This window comes from Paenibacillus sp. 1182 (genome assembly GCF_017833915.1).
GTDB lineage: Bacteria > Bacillota > Bacilli > Paenibacillales > Paenibacillaceae > Paenibacillus > Paenibacillus polymyxa_D.
The window spans coordinates 21,185-41,401 of sequence record NZ_JAFICR010000022.1 but is presented as its reverse complement, the minus strand read 5'-3'; the positions used below and the strand labels follow the sequence as shown (position 1 = coordinate 41,401).

16 protein-coding genes are annotated in these 20,217 nt (G+C 44.6%); 10 read left to right on the top strand and 6 right to left on the bottom strand.

Translation table 11 applies throughout. The features are described 5' to 3' along the window. Nucleotides 1-25: 25 nt before the first annotated feature. Nucleotides 26-502 (top strand): RNA polymerase sigma factor, encoded by a 477-nt coding sequence (locus JOD82_RS27875; RefSeq protein ID WP_029518484.1) that lies wholly within the window; start codon nucleotides 26-28, stop codon nucleotides 500-502. Nucleotides 503-679: 177 nt separating this feature from the next. Further along, entirely contained in the window at nucleotides 680-2,281 is a 1,602-nt protein-coding gene (locus JOD82_RS27870) for an alpha-amylase family glycosyl hydrolase (RefSeq protein ID WP_069011325.1), read from the top strand. 243 nt (nucleotides 2,282-2,524) lie between these two features. Here JOD82_RS27870 and JOD82_RS27865 read toward each other — a convergent pair whose 3' ends face one another. From JOD82_RS27865 to JOD82_RS27850, 4 genes are all read right to left on the bottom strand, one after another. Further along, nucleotides 2,525-3,307 carry an HAD family hydrolase gene (locus tag JOD82_RS27865; protein WP_029518482.1) on the bottom strand — a complete coding sequence of 261 codons (783 nt, stop codon included), beginning with the start codon at nucleotides 3,305-3,307 and terminating at the stop codon, nucleotides 2,525-2,527. A 30-nt stretch (nucleotides 3,308-3,337) separates the two neighbouring features. Continuing rightward, the gene (gutB1, locus tag JOD82_RS27860; protein ID WP_029518481.1) at nucleotides 3,338-4,387 is read right to left on the bottom strand and encodes a 2-amino-2-deoxy-D-mannitol dehydrogenase GutB1; all 1,050 of its coding nucleotides are present in this window, start codon (nucleotides 4,385-4,387) and stop codon (nucleotides 3,338-3,340) included. A 34-nt stretch (nucleotides 4,388-4,421) separates the two neighbouring features. Beyond that, the gene (locus tag JOD82_RS27855; RefSeq protein ID WP_209018357.1) at nucleotides 4,422-5,690 is read right to left on the bottom strand and encodes an aspartate aminotransferase family protein; all 1,269 of its coding nucleotides are present in this window, start codon (nucleotides 5,688-5,690) and stop codon (nucleotides 4,422-4,424) included. A 164-nt stretch (nucleotides 5,691-5,854) separates the two neighbouring features. After that, the gene (locus JOD82_RS27850; protein WP_069011329.1) at nucleotides 5,855-7,063 is read right to left on the bottom strand and encodes an MFS transporter; all 1,209 of its coding nucleotides are present in this window, start codon (nucleotides 7,061-7,063) and stop codon (nucleotides 5,855-5,857) included. A 510-nt stretch (nucleotides 7,064-7,573) separates the two neighbouring features. On the opposite strand from JOD82_RS27850, the gene JOD82_RS27845 reads away from it, so the two are divergent. The 6 genes from JOD82_RS27845 (at nucleotide 7,574) to JOD82_RS27820 (ending at nucleotide 13,769) form a co-directional block, all read left to right on the top strand. After that, entirely contained in the window at nucleotides 7,574-8,482 is a 909-nt protein-coding gene (locus JOD82_RS27845) for an AraC family transcriptional regulator (RefSeq protein WP_029518478.1), read from the top strand. A 115-nt stretch (nucleotides 8,483-8,597) separates the two neighbouring features. Continuing rightward, nucleotides 8,598-9,662 (top strand): Gfo/Idh/MocA family protein, encoded by a 1,065-nt coding sequence (locus JOD82_RS27840; protein WP_039275006.1) that lies wholly within the window; start codon nucleotides 8,598-8,600, stop codon nucleotides 9,660-9,662. A gap of 632 nt (nucleotides 9,663-10,294) precedes the next feature. After that, complete coding sequence (locus JOD82_RS27835) at nucleotides 10,295-11,323, top strand: helix-turn-helix transcriptional regulator (protein WP_069011330.1); 1,029 nt, start codon at nucleotides 10,295-10,297, stop codon at nucleotides 11,321-11,323. Nucleotides 11,324-11,458: 135 nt separating this feature from the next. Further along, a complete protein-coding gene (locus tag JOD82_RS27830; protein WP_069011331.1) occupies nucleotides 11,459-12,253 on the top strand; it encodes an SDR family NAD(P)-dependent oxidoreductase in 795 nt (264 codons plus the stop codon). 92 nt (nucleotides 12,254-12,345) lie between these two features. After that, on the top strand, nucleotides 12,346-12,648 hold the full coding sequence (locus JOD82_RS27825; RefSeq protein ID WP_029518474.1) for a putative quinol monooxygenase: 303 nt from the start codon (nucleotides 12,346-12,348) through the stop codon (nucleotides 12,646-12,648). A gap of 638 nt (nucleotides 12,649-13,286) precedes the next feature. After that, nucleotides 13,287-13,769 (top strand): GNAT family N-acetyltransferase, encoded by a 483-nt coding sequence (locus JOD82_RS27820; RefSeq protein ID WP_069011332.1) that lies wholly within the window; start codon nucleotides 13,287-13,289, stop codon nucleotides 13,767-13,769. A 694-nt stretch (nucleotides 13,770-14,463) separates the two neighbouring features. On the opposite strand, the gene JOD82_RS27815 is transcribed toward JOD82_RS27820, so the two are convergent. After that, a complete protein-coding gene (locus JOD82_RS27815; protein WP_029518470.1) occupies nucleotides 14,464-15,849 on the bottom strand; it encodes an MFS transporter in 1,386 nt (461 codons plus the stop codon). Nucleotides 15,850-15,959: 110 nt separating this feature from the next. Between JOD82_RS27815 and JOD82_RS27810 the strand changes: the two genes are divergently transcribed. After that, nucleotides 15,960-16,847, top strand: a complete 888-nt coding sequence (locus JOD82_RS27810; protein WP_029518469.1) for a LysR family transcriptional regulator — start codon at nucleotides 15,960-15,962, stop codon at nucleotides 16,845-16,847. Nucleotides 16,848-17,017: 170 nt separating this feature from the next. Here JOD82_RS27810 and JOD82_RS27805 read toward each other — a convergent pair whose 3' ends face one another. Then, entirely contained in the window at nucleotides 17,018-17,860 is an 843-nt protein-coding gene (locus JOD82_RS27805; protein ID WP_209950340.1) for a helix-turn-helix transcriptional regulator, read from the bottom strand. A 149-nt stretch (nucleotides 17,861-18,009) separates the two neighbouring features. Here JOD82_RS27805 and JOD82_RS27800 point away from each other — a divergent pair, with 149 nt between their 5' ends. Further along, a complete protein-coding gene (locus JOD82_RS27800) occupies nucleotides 18,010-20,070 on the top strand; it encodes a beta-galactosidase (protein WP_209950339.1) in 2,061 nt (686 codons plus the stop codon). Nucleotides 20,071-20,217: the final 147 nt, after the last annotated feature.

Genomic DNA, 20,217 nt, shown 5'->3' with positions numbered 1-20,217 from the left:
AAAGCATGAAGGGATACGCAATAATATGGATGTTAAAGATCTGGAGGATCTATATTTATCTTGCAAATCAGACCTCTTTGGCTATCTATTGAGGATATTGCATAACAAACAGGATGCTGAAGATTTGTTGCATGAGTGTTTTATTCGGTTTATAAGAGCTTCGCCTGACTTGCCCCAAGATCGTATTCGGTTTTACCTTTTGAGAATTGCCAAAAATTTAGCTATAGATTTAATCAGAAAACGAAAAAAGATGGAGGAATACATTTTACGTAAGGGGCTGCTCCACTATCACTGGGATATCCTTGATTTTGAAATTCAGGAGGAGGTCAATCAAATTCTCTTGATGGCAAGTAATACCGAGCAAAGAACGGTACTTGAATTGCGATTAGTCCAAGGATACTCCATAAAGGAAACGGCTAGAATTTTAAACAAGAGTGAGAATGCAGTGAAGTCTTCGCTTCACAGAGCTTCCCAACGTATTAAATTGAGATATATTTCTTGAACTGATTGGATGAAAAGAGGAGTAGACATAGAGTCTGCTCCTCTTTTCGCTCAATACAGAGATAAAACAATAAGATCGATATTTTCCACCATAATAGATAATAAATATCCCCTTTTTTTGGATTGTTTCTATTTATAATGAAAGCGCACCCATAACAATCAAAGGAGCTGATTTGTTTTGACACGTAACAAACGCTTAAGAAGATTGTCCACCGCCATGTTAACGGTGCCTATGCTCACGATGTTCGCTTCAAGCGCAATGGCAGAGCAGGAATCGAACGGACATAAGCCTCCGGTTTCTACTGGAAGCGGCGTATTTTATGAAATTTATATCAATTCTTTTTATGATTCGAATGGAGACGGACATGGTGATTTGAAAGGAATCACACAAAAGCTTGATTACTTAAACGATGGAAAACCCCATTCGGGTAGGGATTTGCAGGTCAGCGGCCTCTGGCTTATGCCCCTAAATCCATCTCCAAGCTACCATAAATATGATGCAACTGATTACTATCAGGTGGACCCACAGTATGGGAGTCTAAATGATTTCCGCACCTTGATGAAAGCAGCGGACCGAAAGGGCGTTAAGGTGATCATGGACCTTGTTATCAATCATTCAAGCAGCGAGCATCCATGGTTCAAGGAGGCCAGTGCCAACCCGCAAAGCAAATTCCACGACTATTACGTATGGGCGGATGAGAACACAGATTTGGAAGAAAAGGGCTCGTGGGGTCAGCAGGTATGGCATAAGAATCCGAATGGCGAAGGGTATTTCTACAGTACGTTCTGGTCGGGCATGCCGGATCTGAACTTTGACAATCCCGAAGTCCGCAAAGAAATGATCAAAGTCGGCAAGTATTGGCTGCAGCAAGGTGCAGACGGGTTCCGACTTGACGCGGCGATGCATATTTTTAGAGGACAGACGAAAGATGGTGCGGATAAGAACATTGCCTGGTGGAGTGAATTTCGTTCCGAGATGGAGAAGGTAAATCCAAATGTATATCTGGCAGGAGAGGTATGGGACAAACCGGAGACCATAGCTCCTTATTACGGACAGCTCCACTCCTTGTTTAATTTTGACCTGGGCGGAACGATTTTGAAGTCCGTGAAAAACGGCCGAGATCAGGGTATCGCGGCATTCGCCGAGAAAACGCTGCAACTGTACAAATCATATAATAAGGCGGCACTCGATGCTCCGTTCCTGAGCAACCATGACCAGACTCGTGTCATGAGCGAGCTAGGCGGGGATGTGCGAAAAGCCAAGCTGGCCGCTTCCATTCTTTTAACGCTTCCGGGTCAGCCGTTCCTCTATTATGGCGAAGAAATTGGTATGAAGGGAGAGAAGCCTGATGAGTTTCTTCGTGAGCCTATGCGCTGGTACAAGGGAGAGGGCCCTGGTCAAACGACATGGGAGAAACCCAAATACAACAAAGGCGAGGTATCAGTGGAAGCGCAGCTGAGAGACGATGATTCCCTGCTGGAAAGCTATCGCACACTCATCCGTCTGAGGGAAAAACATGAAGCTTTACGCAGCGACAGTCTGCAACCTATACAAGCAGGCTCTGCCAGCGTGACCGCATTTAAACGTACTTCAGGCAAAGAAGCACTGTATGTATATCATAACCTGTCTGGAGAGCCGGTTACCTTGCAGATGAAAGATCCCGATAAGGGTAAATGGAAAGTGGTCTTCTCCACCTCAAAGGATGTGAAGGTGAAGAAAGGAACAGTTAAAATTCCGGCTTACAGTTCTCTGATTACCGAAGAAGACAGAAAGAGCTGAATATACGCAAAATTACCGTTCAGATGAAGCAGGACATATATCGTTGAATCCAGTTTGGGGTGTTAACAGCACCCCTTTTTTCTATTGAACCGGAAACGTACGTGTTCTAACTATACCGATTTGACGTAAAGCACGCCCCTTAGAGTACACACAGGGAAGGAAAAATGACATTCTCCAGTGTATATTCCAAGGGGCATTATTTAATACCCTCAATCATAGTAAAGATCGGACGATTCCATATGATTATAAAGGGGGTATGCCTTCCGGTATGTTTCGACTCTTGCTCTTGGCAAGCAACTGCTCATCAAACGGCAAATTCTCTTTGATCGCCCACAGATCGTCATAGCTGAGAATACAGCGATCAGCTCTGGACAGATCCTGCCGGCCGGAGCCGGGGTTATGGAAGCCGATACAGTACATTCCTGCACTTTTGGCTGCCTGGACCCCGTTATGTGAATCCTCAATAACGATGCAATGGGCTGGTGCAATGCCTAGCTGCTCGGCGGCGTATAAGAAGATGTCCGGTGCCGGCTTACCCTGCAGTACCTCTTCACCGGTGATTCGAATGTCAAAGTAACGGCCAAGTCCTGTCTTTTCCATAATGAGATCAATCAGCGCCCGCGGAGAGGAAGAGGCCACCGCGACCGGAATCCCTTTCTCTTGCAGCCAGTCCAGCCACCGCTCCAGTCCATCGATCGCCGCAAGGCCCTCGTGTGCAATCATTGTCTGCATCACATTTTTTCGGTGATAGGACAAGGCCTCTTCCACCGTATTGGTGAGCTGATGCCTGTCCAGCACTTGACGCCACATGGATTCGAGTGTCACTCCGACATAGGTGTGATGCTCTTCTTCCGTCATGGGCGCACCGAAATGGGCAAAGGAGCTGCGTTCGACCTCAAAGTAGATCGGTTCGCTGTCTACTAACACCCCGTCCATGTCGAAAATGACCGCTTTGACTGGAACGGACGCGGATAGGTCTCCTGTGCATTCATTATTCGTCGGTGTAACATGATGGATGCTCGTCATGTCCATTCTCCCCCTTGTTAGTAGCTAAATTTAGTTGTCGGAGCCACTAGATTGCAGCACAATCTTGATCGCCTGAGACGAGGGCTGAAGTGTCCGCTCGCTGATATTGCATCCAAGCGTCTTAAAGGCTTCATGGTAGTCATCCAGCGGATACGAGTGGGTAATGATTTTTTTGGCGGGAATGATTTGCTGCTCAATCAGGTAATGCGCCGTGGAGAACGTGCCCAGAGAATCAATCGAACCGATGATTTTAAGGCTACGGTCAACTACCTCTTTCGGATTAAACGAGCTTATCCCATCTCTCAGCCCCACCAGCATCAAATACCCGCCGCTCGCAAGCTGGCTTAGCACCTCAGTGCCGACCACTCCTGTGGTGTCCACAATCATGTCCACCTGATTTTTTAACGGAGCCAGCTTATGAATGGCCGATTCCAGTGTGGCGTGCGCGGACCACCGTTCGGGGGCAATAGAATCCGCTATGGCGAGCCGTTCCTCCGAGATGTCAACAAGGCAACCAGTTACGCCTTTCGAAGCAAGAGCATAGCTGTACAGAATCCCGATCGGACCTGCGCCTATAATAACGGTTGTGAAGTTCGGCAGCAGGTTAATCTGGTTGATTCCGGTCAGCATACAGCTCAGCGGCTCGGTCAGCGTCGCTTCTTCGTAGCTGATATGGTCCTTCAACTTGTACAAAAAACGGTCCTCAGTCACATAATAATCGGTGAACGTACCGTCTGCGCTGACTCCGGTCTCTGTTACGGATTTGTGTGTGCAATGATTTTGTCTTCCTGTCCGGCACATTTCGCATTGGCCGCAGTAGTAAGTTGGATCAATCACCACTCGGTCTCCAGGCTGCAGTGAACTGACGGCTGGTCCTACAGCGATCACATCCCCCGCTGATTCGTGCCCCAAAATCGTAGAAGGCACGGCATGATATTTGCCACTGATGATACCTAGATCCGTACCGCATACGCCAGTCGCCCGAATCCGGACGAGTACATCGTTATCTTTTTTTATCTCCGGGATAGGTCTTTCCTCAAGTGCGACATCCCAAGCTGATTTATATACAAGTGCGAGCATGTATAATTCCTCCTTTTGCTTATTGGGCAGATCGTTAGTGAAGGGTAGCAAGAACGGCGTCAAGCCGTTTAACAATTTCGGCAATCTCATCTTCGGTAGCCGTGAGGGAAGGTCTGACTTTGACCACATTCCCATAACCGTAACGGGAACCTCTCAGAATTAATTGTTGTTCCTCAAATGCGCGATCGATAATCCCGTTGCTTTTCACTGCATCCGGGGCATCGTCCTCGTCTACAATTTCCAGTCCCCACATCAGTCCGACGCCACGAGCCTCACCAATGCAATCATACTTGTCGGCCATCTCCGTCAGTAGGGATCCGAGCAGGCTTCCTTTGGACCGGACGGCTTCCAGAAAACCGGGCTCGGTTACAACCTCCAATGTGGATTTGGCTGCCGTGACCGAGATCAGATTGCTGCCCGAAGTAAAGGAATGTTCGTGCTTCTCCAGGACATCGAGACGAGACTGCATCAATACCGCCGCAACCGGGACTCCAATACCACCCAGACCCTTAGCGAGAGTAATAATATCCGGTTGGATGTCAAACAGTTCACTTGCGAACATGTAACCTGTCCGCCCGATTCCGGTCTGCACTTCGTCTGCAATCAGAATCATCCTATGCTCGTCGCATAGCTGACGGAGGCGCTTGAAATATCCTGCAGGCGGGATGATATTACCTCCGTTGCCCAGAATGGGTTCAATAATCATGCAGGCCACAGACCCTGAGCTTCCATACTCAATGGCGTCCGATATAGCGTCAATACAATGATGACCACACTTGTCTGGTGAAGAATTAAAAGGACAGCGATAACAGTAGGGGGCAGGCACATGCAGAGAATTTGCTGCAACTGAGTTAGGGAAATTCTTGCGACGAAAGGCATTACCGGAAATGCCTGTTGCAAACTGGGTTTGTCCATGATGTGATAGATGCAGACTGATGATATCGGTTGCTCCGGTGTATTTTTGGGCCAGCTTCACAGCACATTCGTTCGCTGTGGAGCCGGTAATATCTCTCATCCATCCGGCGTCTATGCCGTTCGGGGCATACTGGATTAGATGATCTAGGACTTCTTCGACATAAGGCTCTGTAAAAGTAGAAGACATGTGTGCAAGATTGCCGACTTGCTCCTGTACTTTGCTTACGACATGAGGGTGGTTATAACCGAGCGACAAGTTGAAGGTGCCGGATACGCCATCCAAATACTCCTTACCCGAATCGTCAATTAGAGTAATGCCTTTACCATATCTGAAACGTTCTTTGGTCAACGTATGCACGATATTTCCCCTCCATATCAGAATATACATTCTTATTAAGTCATCTTTATAAAGTCTACCACCCTATCAGAGCATAACGAGGCTGAACTCACCTCCCCAAAATAAGAAATCCACCTTCCTTGCCCTCATGGACAAGGGAGCATAATCCGGTGCTTCTGCGATAGGCCTCACCTCCCCTAAGAACTAAAACAATATCATCCTTCCTTGCCCTGATGGACAAGAGAGTCAACGACTCGGCTGCCCCGATCATTCCACAGATGCGTGAGAATAAGTGCCAGCAGCAAAATCAGAGTAAACCCTCCTAAAATCCAGAGGCTAGCCGCCACTGGCCATTCGCTCATGCTCCAGCCAATTACATATTGAAGCACCGAGCCGCCAATTCCGCCCGACGCAATCAGAATGCTGGTCGTCCGCTCGGTCATTCCTGGAATCAGCACGTTGGCATAGACAAGCGCGATACAGAAGAGTCCAGACATGAATAGACCTGCACCGAAAATTATAAGGTATGTAGCCCATTGGCTGGATATAAACACCATGGCAACTAGGAAACAGAAAGTACCGATTGCACTCCACAGCAGGTAAGGAATATATCCTGCTGACTCTGCAATCCTTCCTGAGAACATACGACCAATGATCATTGCAATCCAAAGCACGCTGACACCCAGCGAGGCTACGGATCCTTGAAGATGTAGCGTCTCTGTCAGAATAGAAGGTAGGAAGTTCATGAGCCCCAGTTCAAGACCCATATAAACAAAGAAGAATATAATGAAGATTCCTAGCAATACACGATGCTGTCCAGAGTAACGGGCTTGTTCAACTGAACGTTCAGTAGTTCGGATGTCTGCTTGGGTAAGGTGAGAGGAGGCGGATGTAGGCATGGTAAGCCACAACAGCGCTAAGACAAAAGTGAGAAGGGAGATGGTGTAAAAGGTTAGATTCCACATTCCAAGCCAGATATACAGGCTAACGATCGCCGGAATAAGCAGTGCACCAAGTGCAAAATAGACATCCAGCTTAGACATGGCCACGGCTTTTTGCTCCTCCGTGAACTCAATGGTAAACGCTCCGATGGACGATTCAATGATGCCTGAGCCGAAACCAACCCAGATGGCCATTGCGATGACCCAATTCCATGAGGGTAGTACACCCAAGATAATGCACGCTGCCACGATACTACCCAGGGCTATGGATAACATGGACTTGCGACCCAGATGCAGAGCCATGAAGGGGGTGAGCAGAACACCGACAAGAAATCCGAAAAACTGCAGGAACAGCAGTAATCCACCATCGCTGTACCCCCGTCCATAGTGAGATAGTAAAGTCGGCAGTAATGCCCCAAGCACCACACTGGTGACGCCGATTAACAGATAGAAAGCACAACTTAAAGCGAATAGTCTCTTCAAGGCCTGTCCCTCCAGTAGGTCATATTTTTTATATGAGTATTTTTTTTACTAGAATATACCATCACATTGGAAATGTATATATATTTTTATATAGAAAATGTAAAAAATTAATTTGACAATTTTACACGTATTTAACTTCAATTATGTTTAATCCAGTTAAGGTGAAACCTTTATCTAAAGAAACTGCAAGCGGCAGGAGGGAATAAGATCAGTCCAAATTGTTCTCGAACGCCAAACGGCTCATAATTAAGTCATAACTTTGAGTTTGCAATAATGTTAGTAAGGATACCTAGTAAAGATGCCTAACAGTTGCTTTACTTCATAGCAACTATGATTGATAGGGTAGAAAAACGAATGTTAAACGCTTACAATTCAAAAGGGAGAGGGAATTTTATTCGCTAGTTGAGAAGGAGAAGCATGAAGAAGGGAAGAAAGGAATGCAGTGCAGCATAATTATCATTAGTCATGTGCACGGCTTTTTGAACTTTACTGCAAAAGGAGTCTACCAAAATGAATTTTTATTTAGAAATCCCGGAGCTTGACCGACATTTTCCTTTCCGGAGTTTTATTAATAAAGGCGACGTGCTTTGCTATCCTCATTGGCATAAAGAAATTGAAATTATTTATGTGACCCAGGGAACCTTGGATCTGGGAATTAACGATATTTCGATACGCATGAAACAAGGTGAAGTTCAGTTTATAAATGGGGGTGATGTTCATTATTTCTTGGCCTCTCCCGACAGCGAACGGGTGGTTATTCAATTTGATCTGAGCTTTTTTCAAGAGGTTTCCACATTAAGTGATCAGAAACGCCCTCTAAGATATATATTTACGGAGATGGAGCAATCAAGCTGGAACTGGCCAGAAGAAACAGCAGCTAAAATGCTTCCTCTGATTCAAAGCATTTATGATGAGAACGTCAACCGACACGAAGGCCATGCTTATATGATCAAAGCCAAGGTGTTTGAGATGTTGACTCTTATTATGCGTGAAGTGCCGAGAAGCATAACCCCAAGGCTTCCTGAACTCTCAGAAAGAACCTTAACACAATCCAAGGACACTCTTTATAAACTGGAACGTATTTTTGAGTATGTGGAATGTCATTATCATGAAACCATCTCGCTGAAGAATGTCGCTGATTATATGGGGTTCAGTCCTTATTATTTCGCCAGGCTGTTTAAGAAGAATACGGGGATGACCTTTGTAGCATTTTTGAATGATTACAGACTAAATAAGGCAAAATGGATCTTGTTGAATGAAAACAATCCGATTACTGAGGTCGCAGAGGCGGCAGGGTTCAGTAGTGTAAAGACGTTTCATCATCTCTTTAAGGAAGCGACAGGAACATCACCATTGAAATACCGCAGGACAATATTCGGGAATAAAACAGCAAGAAATGAGGAGGAAAGCTTTTCATGAGATTTGTATGATAGAGCTATCCGACGAAGTTAAGGGTGAGTTACGAGGACATTAAAATTTATTGACATGAGCACCCACTTGATAGGCGGTGGGCTTAAATCAGGAGTGGAGGAAGATGAAAATGGACAATCGTATATACAATGTAGTCATCATCGGTTATGGAGGCATGGGAAGCTACCATGTTCAATTGATCGAATCTAATCAGCAACTTGCCGTTGGCGGTGTATATGATATTGTCGATTACCGGATGGAACTGGCTGCGGCTGCCGGCTATAAAACCTACGCGAGCCTGGACGCCGTTCTGGCCGATGAGGCCGTCGATATTGTTTTGATAGCAACACCTAATGATGTTCATAAGGAAATCGCGATCCAGGCGCTACAAGCCGGAAAGCATGTCATTTGCGAAAAACCGGTTACGATAACGAGCGCGGATTTCTTGGATATTGTTGAGGTGGCAAAGAAAGAAAATCGTGTGTTTACGGTACATCAGAACCGTCGATGGGATGAAGACTTCCGAATTATCAAAGATATAATTGGCAATAAGACCGTGGGCGAGCTCTTCCAGCTGGAATCGCGAGTTCAGGGAGCTAATGGCATTCCAGGTGACTGGCGGCAACTAAAGGCGTATGGAGGAGGAATGCTACTGGATTGGGGAGTACATCTGTTGGACCAGCTGCTTCAGATTACGGACAGCAAAATAGAAAGCGTAGCTGCTACCCTAAGCTATATTTTGGGGACTGAAGTGGATGACGGCTTTGCCAGCTTTATTGAGTTCAAGGACGGCCTGACAGCAGTCATTGAAGTGGGTACAACCAATTACGTAAAGCTGCCACGCTGGTATATTAAAGGAACCGAAGGAACCGCAGTGATTCGAGATTGGGATTTGAGCGGAGAGATCGTCACCCGAAATCCAGATGTTGCTCACGTGGAACCCAAGCCGATTCAAGCAGGTCAAGGATTGACGAAAACGATGGCGCCGCCGTCTGAGGAATCCACCCTTAAGTTCCCGATTGAGAAAATACCTGCTGCTGCAGAAAGCTTTTATGAGAATTTTGTCTCCACCATCGAAGGAAAAGCGGAGATTGCGATCAAAAATGAAGAAGTACACCGTGTATTGGTGCTGATTGAGACGATTTTTGAGGCGGCAGCAACCAAAAGCGTGATTCGAAGAACTATTTAGATCTGCTCTATTTTTCGATCCATCATAAGAGAGATATATAGGAATCTGGAGAGAAACAAACAGATTTATTTAATGAAATTTTGGGATGCATTTAAGTAATCAGTAAACCTTTGAAATGGTGAGCAAAATAGTTTTGCCCACCATAAAACTCAAGCGGGTATCGCTCCACAACCGAATTCTATGGCTTGATCATTTTTAAGTTGCTTTTTACATAAAAATTAAATCCGCTATTTCCTCCTTAAATCAACACATTTCACTCTAAATCTTCCATGAAAACATAAAATAATCCATGAAAGAGCTAGAATAATCAGTATTAAGGGAATGACATTCCTAGGAGTGTCGGTGATTTGGGGTTTTAAAAACACACTCATAAACATATGGGTGTGTTTTTTGGTGTTGAGAATGAGTCGTTCATGCATTAACAGAATTTTATCATGATTAAGTAATTCGCCAAATCACTCATCATTGATTGAAAGTAGCCCAGATAACAATATGATGTAACATTTTCCACAGCTTATTACATTAATGTAGACACCTTAACGTACTTAAGAGTATTCTTATGTGTACTTAAGAGGGACCTCATCGCAACCAAAACCAATGAATATGTAAGTATATAAAGGAGGCCCATATATATGAAGTCTCATACCTCTGAGCGTATTAAATTCCCGCCAGGATTGTGGGCAGGATTATGTCAGTTAGGGTTTGGCGCCCACGACGTAGCACGCAAAGCACGACTGCCGATCACCATTATTACTGAACCAGTAGTCACCACCGCCCAATATTTCGCGATCTGGCAGGCATATTCTGATCTCATTGGTGACACAGCCCAAGGAATCATCAGACTTGTGACCGTCTTTGATACAGCAAAGTACCCACCGACTGTCTTAGCGACTTACCACGCTCGGGACTATCGCGACGCTCTAAACCGAATGGCTCGGTACAAACAACTGTGTCCCCCGGAAAACCTACATATCACGGAGGAGGGCGAGCACTGTACAATTGATCTGGAGTGGCTATCTCCCGAGCAGTCTGGTCCGCCGATGCTGGTTGGTAGCACGCTGGCTTGTCTTCTGGAGATTGGGCGCCGGGGCACAGGTCAACCTTTGAAAGCGCAGCTTGTTGAATTTTCGCACTACATGGGCGATATACAAGCCCTTGAAGCTTATTTCGGCTGTCGTATCCGGATTGGTGCAAAATGTAACCGATTGACGCTACATCGAAGAGACCTGGACCGCCCCTTTGTCTCGTACAACGAAGAGTTGCTGGAAATCTTGACTCCTGTTCTGGACCGATCGTTGGATGAACAGCAGCGCAGCCGTTCAATTACCGAGATGGTCAAATGGATCATGAAACGCAGCCTTACAAGAGGGCGCCCCGACATTCAGGCTGTGGCGAAGGAGCTCAGTATGAGCGATCGTACCTTGCAGCGCCGTCTTACTGACGAAAATACGAGCTTCAAGATTCTATTGACAAAAGCTAGACATGAGCAGGCACGAGAGTACTTGGCAGACCCCTCGCTCGATATTAAAGAGGTAGCATTCCTGATTGGGTACGAAGATCAAAACTCGTTTTACCGCGCCTTCCGCCAATGGGAGGGGGATACGCCTTCAAATTGGCGGACTGAACATTTAGGTACAAACTCGATATCAGGAGCACGCTAGGACTGCCTAATGAGTTTTGTCATTTGGCGTGTTAAACAAGAACTTTGGCGCAATATGCTAGTTACTGGACAATCCAGACAAGATAATATAATCACTATCCGGAGCACAATTGTTTTAAAAAAGGAGAAGTGTATTATGGATATGGGATTAAAATATAAAACAGCTTTAGTTACAGGATCAACGAAAGGCATAGGTAAAGCAATTGCCATTGAACTAGCCAAAGAAGGTGTTAATGTACTAATTAATGGACGAAATTATGAAGAGGTAGAACGAACTGTAAATGAAATTAAGTCAGATTTCCCAGCTACCTCCCCTCAAAATGCTACAGCCGATATTGTGGATATTGGACAAAGAGAAGCCTTATTTGAAAAATGCCCCGAAATTGATATTTTAGTTAACAATATGGGTATTTATGAAATTATGCAATATGTGGACGTAGACGATGAAGTATGGGAAAAATACTTCCGCACTAACGTTCTTGCTGCAAATGGATTATCAAAATTTTATTTACCTAAAATGTTGAAAAATGATTATGGTCGCCTTATTTTTATTGCGAGTGAAGAAGCAATTATGCCTTCAGGACAAATGCCTCAGTATGGTATGACAAAATCTATGTTGTTGTCATTGTCAAAAAGCTTATCTAAATTAACAATAGGAACAGAAGTTACAGTCAATACGATCATGCCGGGACCAACGCTCTCTGAGAATGTGCACCAAATAATTGAGAGTATGTATCCTCATGAAGATATGACTTTTTCAGAAAAAGAGAAAGATTTTATGGTTACAAACCTGCCTCAATCTGAAATACAGCGATTTATCAAGCCTATTGAAATAGGAAGACTAGCTACATTTGTATGTAGCCCTTATGCATCTGCATTTAAAGGTTCTCCAATCCGTATGGATGGAGGAATGGTACCGACTATTTTTTAGCGTTTGTGGAGAAACTTGCTGAAATTACGCTGACATTGCGGAACATTATGATAAGATGAAGTCAAATTTCACTCGAGGGTAGGATGAGGATCATGAACCATTTTGCTATGTATGGAAAGTTGATGGCACTTCCAGGGCAAAGGGATGCTCTTGCAGGCATCTTGCTAGAAGCGGCCGATCTGTTGAAGTCGAATACTGACTGCTATTTGTATATAGTCAATGTGTCAGACGACGACCCGAATGCGGTGTATGTGACCGAAGTGTGGAAAGATGCAGATGCTCATGCAGCCAGTCTTAAGAACGAAGAGGTACTGGCGTCGATACAACGCGGCCGACCGTTGATTGTCGGAGCGGAGCCTATTAAACTGCGTGCCCTAGGCGGAAAAGGCCTGTAGGGTTATCACTCAATAACGAGTATTCTAATCACATTAATGAAAATTATTGTTGCATATTACGCTGAAGGAGTTCAAGCAGCTAAGTTATGTTTTTAGATATTTAAAGGTCGGAGGCTACATTCGATGTGCAATCCCAGATGGTTACTTTCCGGATGAATGGTATCAAAATATAGTCAAAATCGGAGGACCTGGGAAAACGCTTTTGTAACAAGTGAAAGGTCAGCAGATAAAATTGGCCTTGGTATAATAAGGGTAATTCACTAAGGAGAGATTTTATTGTCTAGAGCTGTTCTTTACTAATCCAATTCCATAAAAAGGGGTTTTCATGTACTTACTATTTCTCTGCCCAATTTTTGTATTACGGGTGGGATTTGAAAGCTTCGGAATTAGTTAAGAACAACGGATATTACCAGATCCTTAGGGATACCTGTTATAATGAGTCCAATCCGTGTTGTTTCAGCGCGGATTTTTTTGTGGCCCAAATAGCAGTTGATATGAGGGTAGGAATGACGTATGTTCATTCCTACCCTTTTCCAATTTTTAGCAAAGTGGGATAGAAGGGAATTACTCCAATTGGATCAAATACAACCAGATTTCTTGAATGAAAGATTCAATCTAAGTAAATAGAAAGGTGGACAATATATGAACTTCAAACGAATCGGCTCTTATTAAAAACACTTGATCTTAATTTAATCGAAGCAGCAGCCCGACGTGATATAGGTGCTATTGAAGCTTTGGGTTATAAAACCAGTGATGAATGGCCGGGGCCTGATAAAAATAATGGCACTAGAGGTTTTGATTCTTGGATCATTGTAGATAAGGATAACCAAGAAATTGTTGGAGGGATTGGTTTTTTAGGAGATCCTGACCAGAACGGTATGATTGAGATCGGTTTTGCAACGAATGAAAGCCATCGCCGCAAAGGCTATTGCTATGAAGTCGCTCAAAAAATAATAGAGTGGTCATTAAATCATGAAGAAGTTCAAATCATAACGGCAAGATGCGTACTTGACAATATCAGCTCTAAGAATTTGTTATTGAAGTTAGGATTTCAAATTTGTCACAAGGATGAAGAATTGCTTTATTGGAAATATCAAATGAAGAAAGTAGGAGGGGTTTAGCAGAAAAGAATGCGAATACTGGAGGGTGGGTTCGCTAAAGTAACTGAGAACGATAGTTCAACGCTATTTTCTCATTAATATCATCATTTTCTTTTGAAATGCCGATATAAAATTGAGTTTTCTACTTACTTAGTTACATATCTATGGCGACGCCTGACCGTTCATTACTGTCGAAGGACAACAACTATGTATAAAAAGTCGCCAAATTGGCGTTTTTTGTTGTAACCATCTTTAAGCCAAAAACATTAAATCAAACGTTGTATTGTCCGATAGAATACCAAGAAACGACTGATTCGTATCCAAGAAGTTAAAAGATTATAGTGATGTACTGTGATTAACTAATGTAAACGACGAATAAAATATCATTTAAATATGTGTTGAGGAAGTTTTCCTGTTTGATTGTCCAATTTTCAATCGAACAAAAAAGCTTCCTTTTTATTAAAATCCTGAAGCTACTAGAGTTTTCCCAGTATATCAAAAGCTGGGGAAATGTTATTCTTTCTTTCGGATTCTTCCCTTCTTCGATTTATGTGATGTACCTAGATTATCTAGTGTTTATTTATAAACTTTCTTTCCACCATCCTGCGTAAAGCCTTCCATTTTGAGGGGAGACACCATCTTTACGCCAGATAAATGACATTTGGTTCATGATGATCCGTGCCACACATTGGTTTGAGATATGAACTTGGTGAACCTATGACTCATGCAATTGCGCTGACTTCTGGTGCCGCCGACTTATGAATACCAAAGACAATGCAATTACCGTGAGGATAATCCCAAGCATTTGAAATCCCTTGAAGCTAAATGTACCTCCCATTACGATACCTATCAATAATGAAGAGATAATGGTTCCCAGATATCTTGATGTGCTAAATAATCCGGATGCTACACCGATTATTTCTTTTGGAGAACTTTGAAACAGGGCTGCTTGCATACCTACATTGTTCAAACCGTTGCTAATACCGAATGCAGCTAAAGCCAAACACACGCTGATAACCGGTGAATTTGGATTCAATGTCACCAGCCACACTGACCCCAATGTCATCAGAATTGCGGACACCAGCAATGCCGGTCTGGGTCCTGATTTATCGATCCATTGTCCTGCAATGGGAGAAGTAATTAGCGAGCACAAGCCTAAGCTTAGCATGAGAATGCCTGTTTGGAATTCGCTGACATGACGTACCATTTGCAAGTAGGACGGAAGCCCGAAAAAGAGCGAGTAATATAGTACGTTAACGAGCATGAATTCGACATTAATCCAAATCATCGCAGGGTAACTGGCGAATGTGCGTAAAGGAATGAAGGGTGATGTCGCTTTTAACTCATGTCGTACGAATGCCCCCAGCGCAACGAAGCCTATCAGCCCGACAATGACATTTCCTAATGAGATATGCCCAGATGATTTTGCCGAGAGTAACCCAACGAGCAGGGCAACCAGACCCAATGTGAAGAGCAGAATCCCTGTTGCATCAATCAAATCAAACCATTTACGAAAAGACATGTTGCGTGCTACGGATGTTGGCAGTTCGTCCTTAGGAATATTCCTCCAAGCCAATACAAAGCTGGCCACCACAAACGGAATATTGATGAAAAAGATAGCAGGCCAATTCCACCAATGAATCAACACCCCGCCAATAAAGGGGCCAATTGCTGCTGCTCCAGATAGGAATATGGACAAAACAGACAACGCAGTTGCTTGTTTCTCTGTAATATGAATTCGAACAATAGCCATTCCAACTCCAACCATCATGCTTGTTCCGATGGATTGCACAATGCGGAACATGATGAGCCACCCGAAATTTAGTGATAATGGAGCTAATAATGATGCAATGAAGGCTACAACAAGCCCGGTAAGGAATATCTTCCTACGACCAAATAAATCGCTGGCCTTACCCATGACAGGTTGAGCGATGCTACTTGCAATGTAGAAAGAAAAAATAATCCAGGAAACACCTGTAAAGTCAAGATGGAACACATTTTGTAGACTTGGAATAGCAACTGAAACCATCGAAGAATTTAATGGGTTCAATAGTATCCCTAGACCAACTGAAATCATTAACCACCAGCTGCGAACGCTCATTTCTGGTCCCCCCATAGCGAATTAATGTCATCGTACTTGAAATCGATTATTTATTCCAACGCATTTGATGTTATAATCTCATTGACTTGAGGGAATGAATGGAGGGCATAATGGAACTTCTTCAACTGCAATATTTTCTGACGGTAGCTCGTTTGGAACATGTGACCGAAGCTGCACGAAGTCTGCACGTTACTCAATCGTCGCTGAGCAAAACGATTCAACGCCTGGAGGAAGATCTGGGGGTTCCTCTATTCGATCGAACAGGGAGGAAACTGCGATTGAATGAGTTCGGAAGCAGATTCCTTCATCGAGCAGAGAGGGCTTTATTTGAATTGGAGCAGGGGAAGCAGGAGCTTAGTGATTTATCCAGCCCGGAACATGGCACTCTCGAATTGGCGGTGACCACCGCTAGCACATTACCCAATATCCTGCGAGAGTTTCGGAAAAAGCGACCCTATATTCAATTTCATGTGCAAATGCTGACTACGCAGGAAATGGTAACGCTTCTTCATAGAGGCGAGGTCGATTTTTGCTTGTCCTCACCTCCAATAGAGGGAGATGACATCGAATGCCAAATCGTGTTTATCGACCCAATCCTTGTAGCTGTTCCAAAGGGGCATCGGTTGGCAGATCGAAGCAGTGTAACGTTGAAAGATCTAAGGGATGAATGGTTTGTCGGTGTAAAGAGAGGCTACGGTACTCGCGATTTAGTGGACTCTGTATGCAAATCGGAAGGATTTGTACCTAAATATGTGTATGAGGGGGATGAACCTGCAAGGCTTAGTACGCTTGTGGAAGCTGAAATTGGCATAGCCTTCATACCAAGCACGGCAAGGAATTCACGGGAACATCTTAAATATCTCCAAGTAGAAAATCACGAATTGGTACGGGAGATCGCTTTATTATGGCACAGAAGTCGGTATATTTCGCGGGCTGCTTTGGAATTCCGTGAGGTAGTTGTAGAATATTTCGGAGCGATATCCAAACAGACAATATAATCCCATAATATAAGCGAAATAAAAAATACATTAACAGAAGCGGTAGCGTAGGACATGTTAATCAAACGTCCTAAGCGGCCGCTTATTCTTTATTCAACTACAAAATTTGTGTTTTCGATTTGTACGCTGCCTACACACCTGCCTAGCTATTAAAGGAGTTCTTGCATTGACTAACCCATCCTTCTTAGCTGACGAAACTGCTCCGGTGTGATACCTGTTTGCTCCCGAAACCTCTTGATAAAATAGCTGCTTTGATGAAAACCAGATTCCAGTGCAATCTGCTTTACAGTGAGTGCCGTGGATACAAGGAGCTGTTTAGCCAGCGTTATTCGGCATTGGAGTAAATATTGAGCTGGGGTACTGCCCATGATCTGATGGAAGAGCCGGCTAAAATGAAAGGAGCTATAACCTGACGTCGCAGCCATTGTCTTCAAATCGAGCATGTTCTGACATTGCATACGAATATATTCCGCCGTATGACGAATCCTCTCATGGACGGTGCCGCCGGGAGAGGTCCCGAAAATTTGGTTGGAATGGTGGACGATCTCCAGAAGAATTTCATAAAGCAGGGAAGAGATCCGTACATCATAGTCGTGACGGTAAGCTTGGGCAAGTTGCAACATTTCTTCCATCAGCGGTTTTAAACGTTCTGGCCGGTGGAGCGAGAACAGATACGGTTCGTGCATGCTTCGGCCTTGTAATAGCGAATCTACATCTTGCCCGTCAAAATGAATCCATCGGACATCCCAGGGATCCTCGGGTTTAGTTCGATATTGCTGTGTCGTATGCTTGCCGAAAAGAAAGCCCATGCCAGGAGTAAGCTCGATTTCCTTCCCATCATGCACAATAGCGCCTTTGCCTGCAAAAATGATATGTAAATTGTATTCTATCAGTAATCCTGCATTCCTTCGCTCCCCATGATTGGGGAAATTCTTGTAATGCCCTAACGATTCGGGAAACAGTATACCTTTATTTAGAATGGGTGAAGGAAGATAACAATCTATTTTAATCATGTATCCATCTCCTTGAGTAAGTTAGCAAAAAAGTAATTCATTTAGCAAAATCGAATTATTCTAATCCTTTTATTCCTATATTACAATAGATACAATTATAAGAGAATCACATTTTTGTACTATCACTTCTACTGAAGGAGAATTGGAGCATGCCGAAATCCTTATCTTTAGATCGCTTTCATTTGGGAGCTTGTTATTATCCTGAACACTGGGACGAATCGTTGTGGTCGGACGATCTCATAAGAATGAAGGAACTGGGCTTCAGCGTCATTCGGATTGGGGAATTTGCTTGGTCGATCTTCGAGCCGGAGGAAGGAAAGTTCGACTTCACGCTGTTTGACCGTTTCTTGGAGCAGGCAGACGCGATCGGGATTCAAGTGATCATGGGCACACCAACAGCTACGCCTCCGGCATGGCTTACTTATAAGTATCCAGAGGTGCTGAATGTGTCTATGGAGGGGGTCACGTTCCAACATGGTCAGCGTCGGCATTATAACTACAGTAGTCCCATTTATTTGGAGCTTTGCGCACGTATTACAAGAGAGATGGCACAACATTACAAAGATCATCCGGCCATCATGGGTTGGCAAATTGATAATGAGCTGAACTGCGAGATAAATGTTTTTTATGCCGAGGCAGATCATCAGGCCTTCCGATGCTGGCTAGAGGAAAAATACGGTACGTTGGAGCAACTCAATAAGACCTGGGGTACTGTATTCTGGAATCAAACTTATGACAGCTGGAAGCAGGTTCATCTAACTCGTCCAACCGTATCCGGGTCAACGAACCCTCATCAGTCTTTGGACGAGAAACGGTTTATATCCGATAACACCATTTCGTTTGCCAAACTACAAGTGGACATCCTTCGGTCAGTGGCGCCTAATCAGTGGGTGACAACCAACGGTGTATTCGGGCATTTGGATAGTCATAGGATGACGGATCAATTACTTGATTTTTTCTCGTACGATTCTTACCCTCAATTCAGTACCATTTATCCGGACCAAGGGGAGATGCCATTGCTGGATCGCAAGTGGGGGCTTTCTTTAAGTAACGTCAGAGGGATGTCACCAAATTTCTGCGTGATGGAGCAGCAATCCGGTCCGGGAGGATGGGTGAACAGGATGGAGATGCCATCCCCGCGTCCGGGGCAGATGCGATTGTGGACTTACCAAAGCATTGCTCACGGGGCAGACATGATTTTGTATTTCCGCTGGAGAACGGCAACGTTTGGTACAGAAATGTACTGGCATGGAATTAATGATTATCACAATCAGCCGAATCGTCGGGTCGCAGAAGCAGGCCGCGTCGGAAAGGAGCTGCAAAAGGTTGGAGGACGGATTCTTGGCAAACGCTACGTGGCAGAGGTTGCTCTACTTCGCGATTATGATAACGAGTGGGATAGCGAGTTGGATAAATGGTATGGTCCCTTGACAAAGCAAAGTGAGCTCGGCTGGTACAAGGCACTGCAGTATGGACATATACCTTCGGATATGGTTACAATCCGTCCGGGTATGGAATCAGAACAGCTGCGGGAACTGGCCAATTACAAGGTGCTGGTATACACGCATCCGGCGATCCTACGAAACAGTACGGCAGCTATGTTACAGAAATATGTAGAGGATGGGGGCATCCTGATCTTCGGCTGCCGCACCGGTTATAAGAACGAGTTCGGTCACTGCCGTATACAGCCACTCCCAGGCCCAGCAGCCGCAATGAGCGGCGTTCACGTAGAGGACTTTACGATGATAAATGGGACGGCATCACCTGTATCGGTGCGATTTAAGGATCAAGCTCTTGATTTTTGTGCTCCAGGCTTCAACGATATAATGAGTGTTCATGCTGACACGGTAGAAGTACTCGCGGAGTACGCATCAAGCTACTATGAAGGGAAACCGGCCTTGACCGTCAACCGTGTCGGCGAGGGACTGGTCTACTATTGGGGCGCAGCTTTTGACTTACCGATAGCGGCTGAGCTTCTAAGACAGCTGCCGGTGGCATCTCCGCTTGCGGGCTGGTGTCAAGCTCCTTCGACGGTAGAAGTCGCTATTCGCGCGGATGTACAAGAAGAGCTGGTATTTCTACTGAATTACAGCGGAGAAACGGCTCAGATTAAACTGAGTGTTGAGACGGAGGAGCTCCTTTCCGGTAGCAGGCTTACGGGTACCGTACCTTTGGAACCGTATGGAGTATGGGTATTAAAGAAAGTTTAAAATGAAGAGAGCATCAGCCGCTGGTCTTAATCCGAAGATCAGTGGCTTTTTATTGCATAAAGCAAGGAAATAACGTGTGCTTTTTTGTACAGGGTTCGGCTCAATAATCGCTGTCTTTCCTATGGGTTCTTGAACCAGAGAAATCGA

What these genes read in the sequence shown, in the direction of transcription:
- JOD82_RS27875 (WP_029518484.1), top strand. Translation starts at nt 26, where the DNA reads ATGGATGTTAAAGATCTGGAGGATCTATATTTATCTTGCAAATCAGAC.
- JOD82_RS27865 (WP_029518482.1), bottom strand. Translation starts at nt 3,307, where the DNA reads ATGACGAGCATCCATCATGTTACACCGACGAATAATGAATGCACAGGA.
- gutB1 (WP_029518481.1), bottom strand. Translation starts at nt 4,387, where the DNA reads ATGCTCGCACTTGTATATAAATCAGCTTGGGATGTCGCACTTGAGGAA.
- JOD82_RS27855 (WP_209018357.1), bottom strand. Translation starts at nt 5,690, where the DNA reads ATGTATATTCTGATATGGAGGGGAAATATCGTGCATACGTTGACCAAA.
- JOD82_RS27845 (WP_029518478.1), top strand. Translation starts at nt 7,574, where the DNA reads ATGAATTTTTATTTAGAAATCCCGGAGCTTGACCGACATTTTCCTTTC.
- JOD82_RS27840 (WP_039275006.1), top strand. Translation starts at nt 8,598, where the DNA reads ATGAAAATGGACAATCGTATATACAATGTAGTCATCATCGGTTATGGA.
- JOD82_RS27835 (WP_069011330.1), top strand. Translation starts at nt 10,295, where the DNA reads ATGAAGTCTCATACCTCTGAGCGTATTAAATTCCCGCCAGGATTGTGG.
- JOD82_RS27830 (WP_069011331.1), top strand. Translation starts at nt 11,459, where the DNA reads ATGGATATGGGATTAAAATATAAAACAGCTTTAGTTACAGGATCAACG.
- JOD82_RS27825 (WP_029518474.1), top strand. Translation starts at nt 12,346, where the DNA reads ATGAACCATTTTGCTATGTATGGAAAGTTGATGGCACTTCCAGGGCAA.
- JOD82_RS27815 (WP_029518470.1), bottom strand. Translation starts at nt 15,849, where the DNA reads ATGAGCGTTCGCAGCTGGTGGTTAATGATTTCAGTTGGTCTAGGGATA.
- JOD82_RS27810 (WP_029518469.1), top strand. Translation starts at nt 15,960, where the DNA reads ATGGAACTTCTTCAACTGCAATATTTTCTGACGGTAGCTCGTTTGGAA.
- JOD82_RS27805 (WP_209950340.1), bottom strand. Translation starts at nt 17,860, where the DNA reads ATGATTAAAATAGATTGTTATCTTCCTTCACCCATTCTAAATAAAGGT.
- JOD82_RS27800 (WP_209950339.1), top strand. Translation starts at nt 18,010, where the DNA reads ATGCCGAAATCCTTATCTTTAGATCGCTTTCATTTGGGAGCTTGTTAT.